The sequence below is a fragment of the Achromobacter sp. NPDC058515 genome (genome assembly GCF_042721735.1).
Lineage (GTDB): Bacteria > Pseudomonadota > Gammaproteobacteria > Burkholderiales > Burkholderiaceae_B > Achromobacter.
In genome coordinates this window covers 371,659-383,705 of the sequence record NZ_JBHXNI010000001.1, presented here as the reverse complement: position 1 = coordinate 383,705, position 12,047 = coordinate 371,659, and the positions used below count along the sequence as shown (strand labels likewise).

The following is a 12,047-nucleotide window of genomic DNA, read 5'->3' as shown; positions in this document are numbered from 1 at the left end:
AGTTAAGCAGCACCCAACCAGCGAGGGCGCAATCCCGCCCTCGCCTATCGTTCTTTAGGAAACGCCATGAAAAACCAAAAGATCCGTATCCGCTTGAAAGCCTTCGATTACAAGCTGATCGATCAATCGGCCGCTGAAATCGTCGACACCGCCAAGCGCACTGGCGCCGTTGTCCGCGGCCCGGTGCCGCTGCCCACGCGTATCCGCCGCTACGACGTTCTGCGTTCGCCGCACGTCAACAAGACGTCGCGTGACCAGTTCGAAATTCGTACCCATCAGCGCCTGATGGACATCGTTGATCCCACCGACAAGACCGTTGACGCTCTGATGCGTCTGGACCTGCCGGCCGGCGTCGACGTCGAAATCGCGCTGCAGTAAGGCGCACGACGGGCCTGCTACCTTCGCCGGCAGGTTCGTGAAAAGATGGCCGCAATCCCTCGGGAATGCGGCCATTTTGTTTTGGCCGCCGGGTGCCGGGTTTTGAGTTAGCGGGCGCTTACTGTCCGAGTGGGGCGCTATTGGAATGGTTTGCCGCCAGGTCCAAAACCGACTGTGGCAAAAGCGCGTCCGGCGACACCGCCGAAATGGGCTAAGTGCTTGTGCTGCCTGAAAAAAACATGCTAATATGCCAAGCTTGCCATTTTGTGGCGAGTCTAACTATGGGCAAGGGGCAAGCAACTCCCGATATTTGGGAATAGCCCAGCCAAGTCCAGGTTGAACATAGTCGTAGGGCAAAGGCCGTTACCTTTTGCCTGATTAGCCCCGACCAATCGCAGTCGGGAATGGAGAAAACGATGTCGAATTCGACACCCACGCCCGCCGCTCACCGGCTGGGGCTGGTGGGTCGCAAGGTCGGCATGACCCGCATTTTTACCGAGGAAGGTGAATCCATCCCGGTGACCGTGCTGGACGTGTCTAACAACCGCGTGACCCAAGTTAAGTCGCTGGAAACCGACGGCTACGCCGCGATCCAGGTGGCTTATGGCACTCGTCGTGCCTCGCGTGTGGCTCAGCCGCAAACGGGCCACTACGCCAAAGCCGGCGCTGAAGCCGGTAGCATCCTCAAAGAATTCCGCCTTGATCCCGCTCGCGCCGCTGAATTTGCGGCCGGTTCCGTGATCGCCGTGGAATCCGTGTTCGAAGCCGGCCAACAGGTCGACGTGACGGGCACGACCATTGGTAAAGGCTTCGCCGGTACCATCAAGCGTCACCACTTCGGTTCGCAACGCGCTTCGCACGGTAACTCCCGTTCGCACCGCGTTCCCGGCTCGATTGGCCAAGCACAAGATCCGGGCCGTATTTTCCCCGGTAAGCGCATGGCTGGTCACCTGGGTGATGTCACCCGCACCGTTCAAAACCTCGACGTCGTTCGCGTTGACGTTGAGCGCGGCCTGCTGCTGGTCAAGGGCGCTGTCCCCGGCCACGCTGGCGCCGACATCGTCGTGCGCCCGGCCATCAAGGCCCCGGCCAAGAAGGGAGCGTAAGTAAATGGATCTCAAGCTCCTGAACGACCAAGGTCAGGCCGCTGCTACGTTTAGCGCGCCCGACACGATCTTCGGCCGTGACTTCAACGAAGCTCTGATTCATCAGATCGTGGTGGCTTTCCAAGCCAATGCCCGTGCCGGCAACCGCGCTCAGAAGGATCGTGCCGAAGTTAAGCACTCGACCAAGAAGCCCTGGCGCCAGAAGGGTACCGGCCGCGCACGCGCCGGTATGACTTCGTCGCCGCTGTGGCGTGGCGGTGGTCGGATTTTCCCGAACTCGCCCGAAGAGAACTTCAGCCAGAAGGTCAACAAGAAGATGTACCGCGCCGGGATCCGTTCGATCCTGTCGCAACTGGCTCGTGAAGACCGCATCGCCGTCGTCGAATCGTTTGATCTGGAATCGCCCAAGACCAAGGCTGCCGCTGCAAAGCTGAAGAGCCTGGGCCTGGACTCGGTCCTGATCATCACCGACAGCGTTGATGAGAATGTTTACCTCGCCACCCGCAACCTGCCGCACGTTGCCGTTGTCGAGCCCCGTTATGCCGATCCGTTGTCGCTGGTCCACTACAAGAAAGTGCTGATCACCAAGCCGGCCATCGCTCAACTCGAGGAGATGCTGGGATGAACGCTGAACGCTTGATGCAAGTCATTCTGGCTCCGATCGTGACCGAAAAGGCCACGTTCGTCGCTGAGAAGAATCAGCAAGTCGCTTTCCGTGTCGTGGCTGACGCTACCAAGCCGGAAATCAAGGCTGCCGTCGAACTGCTCTTCAAGGTGCAGGTCGAGTCCGTGCAGGTCCTCAACCGTAAGGGCAAAGTCAAGCGCTTTGGCCGATTCGTTGGCCGTCGCCGTAATGAGCGCAAGGCTTACGTCTCGCTCAAGGACGGCCAGGAAATCGACTTTGCGGAGGTGAAGTAAATGGCCCTCGTAAAAGTTAAGCCGACTTCGGCCGGCCGCCGTGGCATGGTGAAGGTTGTCAGTCCCAACCTGCACAAGGGTGAGCCCTACGCGCCGCTGCTGGAAAAGAAGACCCGTGGTTCTGGCCGTAATAACAACGGTCACATCACGATCCGCCATCGTGGCGGCGGTCACAAGCAACACTACCGCCTGGTCGACTTCCGTCGTGACAAGGACGGTATCCCGGCGAAGGTTGAGCGTCTGGAATATGACCCCAACCGTACGGCGCACATTGCTCTGCTGTGCTACGCCGACGGCGAACGTCGTTACATCATCGCTCCGCGTGGTCTGGAAGTTGGCGCCACCGTGCTGTCGGGCATTGAAGCCCCGATCCGCGCCGGCAACACGCTGCCGATCCGCAACATCCCGGTGGGTACGACGATTCACTGCGTCGAGATGATCCCTGGCAAGGGTGCTCAGATGGTCCGCTCGGCTGGCGCTTCCGCCGTCCTGCTGGCTCGCGAAGGCATCTACGCTCAGGTGCGTCTGCGCTCGGGTGAAGTCCGCCGTGTGCACATCGAATGCCGCGCCACCATTGGTGAAGTCGGTAACGAAGAACACAGCCTGCGCCAAATCGGCAAGGCCGGTGCAATGCGTTGGCGCGGTGTCCGCCCGACGGTTCGTGGCGTTGCCATGAACCCGGTGGACCACCCGCACGGTGGCGGCGAAGGCCGTACCGGTGAAGCACGCGAACCGGTCAGCCCGTGGGGTACTCCGGCGAAGGGTTTCAAGACCCGTCGCAACAAGCGGACGAACAATATGATCGTCCAACGGCGCAAGCGCAAGTAAGAGGCGAACACTATGTCACGTTCGATCAAGAAAGGCCCGTTTGTCGATGCTCACCTGATCAAAAAGGTGGACTCGGCCGTCGCGGGCAAAGACAAGAAGCCGATCAAGACCTGGTCGCGTCGTTCCACGATCCTGCCCGAGTTCATCGGTCTGACGATCGCTGTGCACAACGGCAAGCAGCATGTTCCCGTGTACATCAACGAGAACATGGTCGGTCACAAGCTGGGCGAGTTCGCGCTGACCCGTACGTTCAAGGGTCACGCCGCGGACAAGAAGGCGAAGAGGTAAGCGATGGAAACTACTGCCATTATCCGTGGGGTTCACATCTCCGCACAGAAGACCCGTTTGGTTGCGGACCTGATCCGCGGCCAGAAGGTCGGCCGTGCGCTGGAGATCCTCACCTTCTCGCCGAAGAAGGCTGCCGTCATCCTGAAGAAGGCTGTCGAGTCCGCCATCGCCAACGCCGAGCACAACGACGGCGCCGATATCGACGAACTGAAAGTCACCACGATTTTTGTGGACAAGGCTCAGTCGATGAAGCGCTTCTCCGCTCGCGCCAAGGGCCGCGGCAATCGTATCGAGAAGCAGACCTGCCACATCACGGTCAAGGTCGGAGCTTAAGGAGTCACGATGGGTCAGAAAATTCACCCCACTGGGTTCCGTCTCGCGGTCACCCGTAATTGGTCCTCGCGTTGGTTCGCCGACGACAAGGCCTTCGGCACGATGTTGGCCGAAGACATTCGCGTTCGCGAGTACCTGAAAAAGAAGCTCAAGAGCGCCTCCGTTGGTCGCGTGATCATCGAGCGTCCCGCCAAGAATGCCCGCATCACCGTCTACTCGGCTCGTCCGGGCGTGGTGATCGGCAAGCGCGGCGAAGACATCGAAAGCCTGAAGGCTGATCTGCAGCGCCTGATGGGCGTGCCCGTGCACGTCAACATCGAAGAAATCCGCAAGCCGGAAACCGATGCTCAACTGATCGCCGACTCGATCTCGCAACAGCTCGAGAAGCGCATCATGTTCCGTCGCGCAATGAAGCGCGCGATGCAGAACGCCATGCGTCTGGGTGCCCAAGGCATCAAGATCATGAGCTCGGGCCGTCTGAACGGTATCGAAATTGCTCGCACCGAGTGGTATCGCGAAGGCCGTGTGCCGCTGCACACCCTCAAGGCCAACATTGACTACGGCACCTCCGAAGCCCACACCACGTATGGCGTGATCGGCATCAAGGTCTGGGTCTACAAGGGCGATATGCTGGCCAACGGCGAATTGCCGCCGGAAACCGCTACGCCGCGCGAAGAAGAACGTCGTCCGCGCCGCGCTCCGCGTGGTGATCGTCCGGACGGTGCTCGCACCGGTCGTCCGGGTGGTCGTGGCCGCGCTCCCCGCAAGGCGGATGCTGCTCCGGCGCCTGAAGGAGAATAACCATGCTGCAACCCTCTCGCAGAAAGTATCGCAAAGAGCAGAAGGGCCGCAACACCGGTCTGGCGACCCGTGGCACCCACGTGTCGTTCGGCGAGTACGGTCTGAAGGCCACCGGCCGTGGCCGTCTGACCGCTCGTCAGATCGAAGCTGCTCGTCGTGCTATCAATCGTCACATCAAGCGTGGCGGCCGTATCTGGATTCGCATTTTCCCGGATAAGCCCATTTCGCATAAGCCTGCCGAAGTCCGTATGGGTAACGGTAAGGGCAACCCGGAGTACTGGGTTGCTGAAATTCAGCCCGGCAAGGTGCTCTACGAAATGGAAGGGGTTAGCGAAGAGCTCGCGCGTGAAGCTTTCCGCCTGGCCGCTGCCAAGCTGCCGATTTCGACCACGTTCGTCGCGCGTCATATCGGTGCTTAAGGAGTACTAACATGAAAGCTAGCGAACTCCGTTCGAAAGATGCCGCCGAGCTCGGCAAAGAGCTCGAAAGCCTGCTGAAGGCACAATTCGGTCTGCGTATGCAGAAGGCCACGCAGCAACTGGCCAACACCAGCCAGCTGCGCAACGTGCGTCGCGACATTGCGCGCGTTCGTACCTTGCTGACCGAGAAGGCAGGGAAATAAAGATGAGCGAAACTCAAAACACCCAAGTGGCCAAGCGCCAGCGTACGCTGGTTGGCAAGGTCGTCAGCAACAAGATGGACAAGACTGTCGTGGTTCTGGTTGAACGCCGCGTCAAGCACCCCATCTTCGGCAAGATCATCATGCGCTCCGCGAAGTACAAGGCGCACGATGAATCGAACCAGTACAACGAAGGCGATACGGTTGAAATCGCTGAAGGCCGTCCCATCTCGCGCTCGAAGTCGTGGCGTGTGGTGCGTCTGGTTGAAGCCGCACGTATCATCTAAGTAAAGCAGTTCATCGGAACGGTTCGCCGTTCTGATATAAAGCGGCAAGGGCTAAACCCCTTGCCGTTTTTTTTTAGCTTCGACTTTGTGGAAATCAGAGGACATCATGCGCGGGTTCATGAGGGCGGTCCGGCTCGGACTCCTTATCGCGGGCGGGCTGGGGATAGCGCCGGCGACGTTTGCGCAAGGCCCCGGTCCGATTGCGCCAGGTTCGGCGAGCCCGGCGCCAGGCGCGACGCCGCCTCCCGAGACCGCGCCCGCCACGGATCCGACGGCCATCGGCAAGAGCGTGTTGAACGCCGGACCGGATCCTCGCGTGCGGCTGGACGGCCTGTCCATGGACCACGCAGCGATCTTCGGCACGGACGATGAGAATGAGCAGGCCCTGCTGGACCAGGAACGCGCGCTTCAGGCGCAACGCGATCAGTTGCATATGCTGCAGCGTCTGTTGAGCGGGACGCCGGCAGCCGCGGATCCGCACCCGCCAGCCATGATCCCGCTGAACCCCGGCGCGCCCATGAACATGCCGCGGCTGGCTCCCGCTCCATCCGGCTCGCAGCTCGATCGCAGCAACGGGGACACGCGCAGAAGCGTGGATGAGATGCAGCGGCGGGTCAATGGACTGCGGCGGGATGCGGACACGCTCAGGCAGAGCGGACGTTAGCTGCACGGCGCGCCGTCCACGGCGCATTGCCTCCTAAGCCCGCCGCGCCAGCTCCCGCAGCCGTCCCGCGACTCCTGTCGGGAAGTAGTACACCGCCAGCACGAACAGGATGCCCAGCCACAGCAGCCAGCGGTCCGGCTCGAACAGCAGCGCAAGCGGCGCCGCGCTTGCAACCGCATCGTGGATTACATGCAGCCCGTCCTGCAGATAGCTCTGCGCGAACACGAACAGGCTGGCGCCCACCACGGCGCCGTACATCGTTCCCATGCCGCCGATCACTACCATCAGCAGAATATTGAGCATGATCTCGAACGACAGCGAGGTGTCCGGGCCGTTGTAGCGCAGCCATAGCGCGTACATTGCGCCCGCAAGCGTGGCGAAGGCAGCCGCCAGCAGGTTGGACAGGCTGCGGTACAGCACCGTCCGATAGCCGATGGCTTCGGCGCGGAAGGGATTCTCGCGAATGGCCTGCAGCACGCGGCCGAACGGAGAATTGACGATGCGCAGCAGCGCCAGGAACAACACCAGGCAAACCGCGGCGATCAGATAGTAGGTGATGATGCGGCCGTCGACGGTGACCCCGAACAGCGGTTCCGACAGCGGTCGGAACGCCGGCCGCAGCATCTGCGGCACCTTGAAGTTCAGGCCGTCCTCGCCGCCCGTCAGGTCCGACAGCTGCGATACCAGCGTCTGAAAGGCGGCGGCCACCGCCAGCGTGATCATGGCGTAGAAGATGGCGCGCACGCGCAGGCTGGCCAGGCCGATCAGCAGGGCAAAGGCAAGCGAAACCGCCAGTCCGCCGCCCACGCCCGCGAACACCGCGGTCCAGCCTGGCTCCATCCGCACGCTGGCGATCGCCACGCCATAGGCGCCGATCCCGAAGAACATGGTGTGCGCGAAGCTGACGATGCCGGTGTAGCCCAGCAGCAGGTCATAGCTGGCGACCAGGATCACGAACACCAGGATCTTGGCGGCCACCGCCAGCGACTTGGGACCGGGAAACAGAAAGGGCGCCGCGGCCAGCGCGGCCACGATCGCGATGAGCAAGAGCGCGAGCAGGGCGCTGCGCGGGGGATCGCCGGAAAGCAGGCGTAGCGACATGTCGGCGTCTCCTAGCGATTCGTGACCGGATACACACCTTGCGGGCGCCATAGCAAAATGGCGACCATCAGCGCGATGTTCGAGAACAGGGCAGCCTTGGGCAACAGGAAGCCGGTGTAGTTGGCCATCAGGCCGACCAGCAGCGCGCCGATGAGGCAGCCCACGGTGGAGCCCAGGCCGCCGATCATGATGACGATGAAGATCAGCACGTTTACCTGCGCGCCCAATTGCGGCACGATGGACTGCTGGTACATGCCCCACAGCACGCCGCCCAGCCCCGCCAGCATCGAACCCGCGACAAACACGCCGACGAACAGATGGCGGATGCGATATCCCAGGCTTTCGACCATTTCGCGATCTTCCACGCCCGCGCGGATCAGGAGGCCCAGCTTGGTGCGGTTGAGCAGCCACAGCATGCCGCCCAGCACCAGCAGGCCCACCACCAGCGCCACGATCCGGAACTTCTCGACGGCCGCGTCGCCTAGCAGGAACGCGCCGCGCAGCGTTTCGGGCAATGGCAGAGCAATGGTCTGCGGCCCCCACAGCATCTTGATGATTTCCTCGCCGATGATCATGCCGCCCATGGTGATCAGGATCTGCTTGAGGTGCTGGCCGTAGACGGGCCGCACGATCACGCGCTCGAACGCCAGGCCCACCGCGCCCGCCACCAGCATGCCCACGATCATGGCCGGCAACACCGCGGCCAGGTTTGTCCATAGGCTGCCGGACTGCGTCCAGTCGGCCATGGAGCCCAGAACGGTTGCCGCCATGTATGCGCCGATGGCGATAAAGAGGCCATGCCCGAAGTTCAGCACGTCCATCAGGCCGAAGACGAGCGTCATGCCCGAGGCCACGATGAAGATGATCATGCCCATGGCCAGGCCTGCGATGGTCAGGGTGACCCAGGTGGAGAACGATCCCACCAGCGGGAGGGCGATGGCGGCCAGCGCCAGCACCAGCAGGATGGGGCGCAGGTCCGTGCGCGCGCGCGGCAGCGGGGCGTCGATGTCTGGCGTACTCATTGGTGGCTTCCCAGTGACAGGCCCAGCAGGCGCGTCTGCAGCGCATCGTCCGCCGCCAGCGCGTCCATGCTGCCGGCGTGGACAACCCGGCCGTTGTCCATGACCGCGACGTGATCGCCAAGCAGGCGGGCGAAGTTGAAATTCTGCTCGACCAGCAGGATGGTGGTGGACGCCTGCTTGAGTTCGATGAAGGCGTCGATCATGTTCTGGATGATGGCGGGGGCGAGCCCCTTGCTGGGTTCGTCCACCAGCAGCAGGCGGCGCGGCTCGATGATGGCGCGCGCCACCGCCAGCATCTGCTTCTGGCCGCCGGAGAGCTTGCCGGCAGGATGCAGCCAGAACTTCTTCAAGGCGGGAAAGAAGCCGAAGATCCATTCCAGCCGGGCAGTGTCCAGCTGGCTGGCGTTCTTGGCCTGGCGGGCCGCCAGCAGGATGTTCTCTTTCACGGAGAGGTCGCCGAAGATGCCCATGTTCTCGGGCACGTAGGCGATGCCCATGCGCGCCATGTCTGGGGGCGACGTGCGCGTGCCCGGCCCGCCGACGGGTGCGCCGTCAAAGCTCACCTGGCCTTGCGAGGCGCGCCACAAGCCCATGATCGTGCGCAGCGTGGTCGTCTTGCCGGCGCCATTGCGCCCGAGCAGCATGGTCACGGCCGCGGGGGGCACGGACAGGTCCACGCCATGCAGGATGTGATAGGCGCCGATATGCGTATGCACATCCTTCAGTTCCAGGAGAGGGCGCGCGCTCATGCGGCTTTCTCCACGGGGATGATGCCGAGATAGGCCTGCTGCACAATGGGCGATGCGATGACCTCCGCGGGGTCTCCGTCCGCCATCAGCCGGCCGTTGTGCAGCACGACGATGCGGTCGGCAAGCTCGCGCACGACGTCCATCTTGTGCTCCACGAGCAGTATCGTCTTCGAGGGATCGTTCTTGATCTCGCGGATCAGGTCCAGCACGACGGGCACGTCGTCCACGCTCATGCCGGCGGTGGGCTCATCGAACATGAACACCAGCGGCTCCAGCGCGATGAGCATGGCGATTTCCAGCTTGCGCTGATCGCCGTGCGGCAGGTCCGCGGCCGCCTGGTCGCGGCGCGCCGTCAGACGCGTGCGCGCAAGCAGCGCATCGGCGCGTTCCATCAGCCCGCGGTCGTCATTCCAGGTGCGCCAGAAGCGAATCTGCCGCCAGCCCATCCCTTGCTGACGCGATTGCAGGGCAAGCCGGACATTCTCGTGCACGCTCAAGCGCGGGAACAGCTGCGTCAGCTGGAACGCGCGGCCCAGGCCGGCGTGCATGCGTGCAGGCGCCGAAAGCGACGTAAGGTCGCGCCCGTTCAGGCGCACCGCGCCCGCGCTTGCGCGCAGCTGGCCGGAGATGAGATTGAAGTAGGTGGTCTTGCCCGCGCCGTTAGGGCCGACTATGGCCGTCAGCGTGCCGGGCGCGTAGGCGCAGTTGACATCGTTGACGGCCACATGTCCGCCAAAACGGACGGTGAGCGATTGGGTTTCCAGCATGGGCAGGGCGGGGACTAACGCTTGTTCTGGATCGGAACGGCCATCTGGTCGGGCGTGATTTCCTTGACCAGATCCTGGACCGCCCACTGCACCGACGGATCATTCTTGATGCGGAAGTGGTACATGGACTGCATGGCCTGATGGTCCTCGGGCCGGAACGTCATCTTGCCCTTGGGCGTGTCGAAGCTCATGCCTTCCATGGCCTTGATCAGCTTGTCGGTATTGGAGTCGCCCGCCGTCTTGGTCAGCGCAGTCACGATGGCGATGCCCGAGGCCATGCCGCCCGCCGTGAAGAAGTCCGGCGGCTGGCCAAAGCGCTTCTGATGTTCGGCCACCAGCCAATCATTGATCGGATTCTTGGGAATGCCGTAGTAGTAATAGGTGGCGCCTTCCATGCCCGCCAGCGCCTTCAGCGGCGTCATGGCCGCCAGCGTATTGCCGCCCGTGGCGATCTCGATGCCGAAGCGCTTGGGATCAAGGTCGGCGATCTTGAACGGATTGCCCGCCCCGGCCCAGAGGATGAAGATGATCTTGCGGCCCGGCTTGTCCTTCAGCGAATCGAACAGGCGCTGCGCGCCTGCGGTGAAGTCGGTGGCATTGGCGGGGAGGTACTCCTCGTGCACGATCTTGGCGTTCTTCAGCGCGCCCTTGAACGCCTTGACCCCGTCGCGGCCAAAGGCATAGTCCTGCGCCAGCATGGCGATCGACGTTCCGGCCTGGTCGAACGCGACCGCGTTGGCGATGGCGTCCTGCGAAGAATTGCGGCCCGTGCGGAAGATGTACTTGTTCCATTTTTCGCCGGTGATCGAATCCGCCACGGCAGGCTCGACCAGCAGGATCTTTTCGTACTCTTCGGCGATCGGCAGCATGGCGAGCGCCACGCCCGACGACGTGGGGCCGACTGCGATGTCGGCGTTGTCGTCGGCGTAGGCGGAAGCAAGTTGCGCGCGGGCGACATCCGGCTTGCCCTGGTTGTCCTTTTCGATGACGCGGATCTTGCGGCCGGCCACCGTCATGGTGCCCTGCGTGGCGTATTCCAGGCCCAGCATCAGGCCGTTCTGGGTCTGCTTGGCATAGGCCTCCAGCGGCCCTGTCTTGTCATAGACGTGGGCTACGACGAAATCCTTCGCCGCAACCGCGGAACTCATGCAAAGGCCGGCCAGCGCGGCGAGCAGAATGCGTTTCATGGGAGTCTCCTGGTATCAGTGGGCACGGACGGCCGAGATATCCGGCCTGGCGAGAAATTGGCGGATGGCTTCGATTTGGGGAGCCACGTTCAAGGCGGGGGCGTGGCCGCAATCGGGAAAGTCGATGCGTAGCGCGCGCGGTCCGCGCTCGGTCATGGCGTGGGCGACCTCGGGCAGCAGAAGATCCGAGTCGGCGCCGCGCAAAAGCAGGAGGGGCATGCGCAGCGAGTCGTAGCCGCTCCAGCGGTCGTAGTCGTTGGGATGGTGGCTGAACTGCCCCACGATAGCCGGGTCGTAATGCACGGTGACGCGGCCGTCCGGCAGTCGGCGCATGGAGGTCTCGGCCATCCTGCGCCATTGCTCGTCGCTTTGCCAGCCATAGGGCTTGTAGGCGACGCGCAGCCAGGCTTCCAGTTCGGTGACCGTGTCGAAGGCGGGCGGATTGCCGGCATACTCCACAATGCGCTCGACGGCGGGCCGCGGCAGTTCGGGCCCGATATCGTTGACCACCAGATGCGAGATGCGGTCGCGCAAGGTTCCGGCCGCGGCATGCATGCCGGTCGCGCCGCCCATGGACGTGCCTACCCAGCGCACGCGCGGAAGCGACAGGCCGTCCAGCAGGGCGCGCGCGAGCGCGGCGTAGAAGTCCAGCCGGTATTCGGCCACCGGGTTGGGGCTCCATTGCGACAGGCCGCGTCCGATCGTGTCGGGACAGATGATGCGATAGTCGTCCGCCAGCGCCTGCGCCAGCTCGTCGAAATCGCGGCCGGTGCGGGCCAGGCCGTGCCACATGATGATGGGGGGCGCATCGGTTGCGCCCCATTCCGTGTAATGCAGCTCGCGGCCCTCGCAGCGCAGATAGTGCGAAGCCGGCGTGTGGCGGGTAGCCGCCGCGCACGCGTGTGCCATGAGTCTCCTCCCGGGTTGTCCAGGTTGTGTGCTTATCGGGCTGAATATAGACTTGCGGCAGGCGCGTCCACAATGCGCCCGCCGCCCCAA

Annotated in this window: 18 protein-coding genes; 12 read left to right on the top strand and 6 right to left on the bottom strand. The window is 63.1% G+C overall.

Going from position 1 to position 12,047, the window contains the following annotated elements:
- Positions 1-66: 66 nt before the first annotated feature.
- The 12 genes from rpsJ to ACFWP0_RS01795 all read left to right on the top strand — a co-directional run bounded on the left by rpsJ (position 67) and on the right by ACFWP0_RS01795 (position 6,222).
- Positions 67-378 (top strand): 30S ribosomal protein S10, encoded by a 312-nt coding sequence (gene rpsJ / locus ACFWP0_RS01850; protein ID WP_003806903.1) that lies wholly within the window; start codon positions 67-69, stop codon positions 376-378.
- Between the two features lie 416 nt (positions 379-794).
- Positions 795-1,484: a 50S ribosomal protein L3 gene (gene rplC / locus ACFWP0_RS01845; RefSeq protein WP_171667071.1), complete on the top strand. Its 690-nt coding sequence runs from the start codon at positions 795-797 to the stop codon at positions 1,482-1,484.
- Positions 1,485-1,488: 4 nt separating this feature from the next.
- Positions 1,489-2,109 carry a 50S ribosomal protein L4 gene (rplD, locus tag ACFWP0_RS01840; protein ID WP_006216558.1) on the top strand — a complete coding sequence of 207 codons (621 nt, stop codon included), beginning with the start codon at positions 1,489-1,491 and terminating at the stop codon, positions 2,107-2,109.
- Positions 2,106-2,402, top strand: coding sequence for a 50S ribosomal protein L23 (rplW, locus tag ACFWP0_RS01835; RefSeq protein ID WP_006216557.1), 297 nt, complete (start codon positions 2,106-2,108; stop codon positions 2,400-2,402). The genes rplD and rplW overlap by 4 nt, the downstream gene beginning before the upstream one ends.
- Positions 2,403-3,230: a 50S ribosomal protein L2 gene (gene rplB / locus ACFWP0_RS01830; protein WP_377839296.1), complete on the top strand. Its 828-nt coding sequence runs from the start codon at positions 2,403-2,405 to the stop codon at positions 3,228-3,230.
- 12 nt (positions 3,231-3,242) lie between these two features.
- The gene (rpsS, locus tag ACFWP0_RS01825) at positions 3,243-3,518 is read left to right on the top strand and encodes a 30S ribosomal protein S19 (protein WP_377839294.1); all 276 of its coding nucleotides are present in this window, start codon (positions 3,243-3,245) and stop codon (positions 3,516-3,518) included.
- 3 nt (positions 3,519-3,521) lie between these two features.
- On the top strand, positions 3,522-3,851 hold the full coding sequence (gene rplV / locus ACFWP0_RS01820; protein ID WP_006227021.1) for a 50S ribosomal protein L22: 330 nt from the start codon (positions 3,522-3,524) through the stop codon (positions 3,849-3,851).
- Positions 3,852-3,860: 9 nt separating this feature from the next.
- Positions 3,861-4,652, top strand: coding sequence for a 30S ribosomal protein S3 (gene rpsC / locus ACFWP0_RS01815; protein WP_377839293.1), 792 nt, complete (start codon positions 3,861-3,863; stop codon positions 4,650-4,652).
- A gap of 2 nt (positions 4,653-4,654) precedes the next feature.
- Positions 4,655-5,071: a 50S ribosomal protein L16 gene (gene rplP / locus ACFWP0_RS01810; protein WP_377839292.1), complete on the top strand. Its 417-nt coding sequence runs from the start codon at positions 4,655-4,657 to the stop codon at positions 5,069-5,071.
- Positions 5,072-5,082: 11 nt separating this feature from the next.
- Entirely contained in the window at positions 5,083-5,274 is a 192-nt protein-coding gene (rpmC, locus tag ACFWP0_RS01805; RefSeq protein ID WP_003806912.1) for a 50S ribosomal protein L29, read from the top strand.
- Positions 5,275-5,276: 2 nt separating this feature from the next.
- A complete protein-coding gene (gene rpsQ / locus ACFWP0_RS01800) occupies positions 5,277-5,558 on the top strand; it encodes a 30S ribosomal protein S17 (RefSeq protein ID WP_006216549.1) in 282 nt (93 codons plus the stop codon).
- Between the two features lie 118 nt (positions 5,559-5,676).
- Complete coding sequence (locus ACFWP0_RS01795; RefSeq protein ID WP_377839291.1) at positions 5,677-6,222, top strand: hypothetical protein; 546 nt, start codon at positions 5,677-5,679, stop codon at positions 6,220-6,222.
- A 33-nt stretch (positions 6,223-6,255) separates the two neighbouring features.
- Here ACFWP0_RS01795 and ACFWP0_RS01790 read toward each other — a convergent pair whose 3' ends face one another.
- The 6 genes from ACFWP0_RS01790 to ACFWP0_RS01765 are packed head-to-tail and all read right to left on the bottom strand — an operon-like array spanning position 6,256 to position 11,957.
- Positions 6,256-7,323, bottom strand: a complete 1,068-nt coding sequence (locus tag ACFWP0_RS01790) for a branched-chain amino acid ABC transporter permease (protein ID WP_377839289.1) — start codon at positions 7,321-7,323, stop codon at positions 6,256-6,258.
- A gap of 11 nt (positions 7,324-7,334) precedes the next feature.
- A complete protein-coding gene (locus ACFWP0_RS01785) occupies positions 7,335-8,345 on the bottom strand; it encodes a branched-chain amino acid ABC transporter permease (protein WP_377839288.1) in 1,011 nt (336 codons plus the stop codon).
- Positions 8,342-9,094 carry an ABC transporter ATP-binding protein gene (locus ACFWP0_RS01780; protein WP_377839287.1) on the bottom strand — a complete coding sequence of 251 codons (753 nt, stop codon included), beginning with the start codon at positions 9,092-9,094 and terminating at the stop codon, positions 8,342-8,344. Before ACFWP0_RS01780 ends, ACFWP0_RS01785 begins: the two co-directional genes overlap by 4 nt.
- Positions 9,091-9,861, bottom strand: coding sequence for an ABC transporter ATP-binding protein (locus tag ACFWP0_RS01775; protein ID WP_377839285.1), 771 nt, complete (start codon positions 9,859-9,861; stop codon positions 9,091-9,093). The genes ACFWP0_RS01780 and ACFWP0_RS01775 overlap by 4 nt, the downstream gene beginning before the upstream one ends.
- 14 nt (positions 9,862-9,875) lie before the next feature.
- Complete coding sequence (locus ACFWP0_RS01770) at positions 9,876-11,048, bottom strand: substrate-binding domain-containing protein (protein WP_377839284.1); 1,173 nt, start codon at positions 11,046-11,048, stop codon at positions 9,876-9,878.
- 15 nt (positions 11,049-11,063) lie between these two features.
- Positions 11,064-11,957: an alpha/beta fold hydrolase gene (locus tag ACFWP0_RS01765; RefSeq protein ID WP_377839283.1), complete on the bottom strand. Its 894-nt coding sequence runs from the start codon at positions 11,955-11,957 to the stop codon at positions 11,064-11,066.
- Positions 11,958-12,047 lie beyond the last annotated feature (90 nt).

Coding starts and splice junctions, on each gene's coding strand:
- rpsJ (WP_003806903.1), top strand. CDS start 67: ATGAAAAACCAAAAGATCCGTATCCGCTTGAAAGCCTTCGATTACAAG.
- rplC (WP_171667071.1), top strand. CDS start 795: ATGTCGAATTCGACACCCACGCCCGCCGCTCACCGGCTGGGGCTGGTG.
- rplD (WP_006216558.1), top strand. CDS start 1,489: ATGGATCTCAAGCTCCTGAACGACCAAGGTCAGGCCGCTGCTACGTTT.
- rplW (WP_006216557.1), top strand. CDS start 2,106: ATGAACGCTGAACGCTTGATGCAAGTCATTCTGGCTCCGATCGTGACC.
- rplB (WP_377839296.1), top strand. CDS start 2,403: ATGGCCCTCGTAAAAGTTAAGCCGACTTCGGCCGGCCGCCGTGGCATG.
- rpsS (WP_377839294.1), top strand. CDS start 3,243: ATGTCACGTTCGATCAAGAAAGGCCCGTTTGTCGATGCTCACCTGATC.
- rplV (WP_006227021.1), top strand. CDS start 3,522: ATGGAAACTACTGCCATTATCCGTGGGGTTCACATCTCCGCACAGAAG.
- rpsC (WP_377839293.1), top strand. CDS start 3,861: ATGGGTCAGAAAATTCACCCCACTGGGTTCCGTCTCGCGGTCACCCGT.
- rplP (WP_377839292.1), top strand. CDS start 4,655: ATGCTGCAACCCTCTCGCAGAAAGTATCGCAAAGAGCAGAAGGGCCGC.
- rpmC (WP_003806912.1), top strand. CDS start 5,083: ATGAAAGCTAGCGAACTCCGTTCGAAAGATGCCGCCGAGCTCGGCAAA.
- rpsQ (WP_006216549.1), top strand. CDS start 5,277: ATGAGCGAAACTCAAAACACCCAAGTGGCCAAGCGCCAGCGTACGCTG.
- ACFWP0_RS01795 (WP_377839291.1), top strand. CDS start 5,677: ATGAGGGCGGTCCGGCTCGGACTCCTTATCGCGGGCGGGCTGGGGATA.
- ACFWP0_RS01790 (WP_377839289.1), bottom strand. CDS start 7,323: ATGTCGCTACGCCTGCTTTCCGGCGATCCCCCGCGCAGCGCCCTGCTC.
- ACFWP0_RS01785 (WP_377839288.1), bottom strand. CDS start 8,345: ATGAGTACGCCAGACATCGACGCCCCGCTGCCGCGCGCGCGCACGGAC.
- ACFWP0_RS01780 (WP_377839287.1), bottom strand. CDS start 9,094: ATGAGCGCGCGCCCTCTCCTGGAACTGAAGGATGTGCATACGCATATC.
- ACFWP0_RS01775 (WP_377839285.1), bottom strand. CDS start 9,861: ATGCTGGAAACCCAATCGCTCACCGTCCGTTTTGGCGGACATGTGGCC.
- ACFWP0_RS01770 (WP_377839284.1), bottom strand. CDS start 11,048: ATGAAACGCATTCTGCTCGCCGCGCTGGCCGGCCTTTGCATGAGTTCC.
- ACFWP0_RS01765 (WP_377839283.1), bottom strand. CDS start 11,957: ATGGCACACGCGTGCGCGGCGGCTACCCGCCACACGCCGGCTTCGCAC.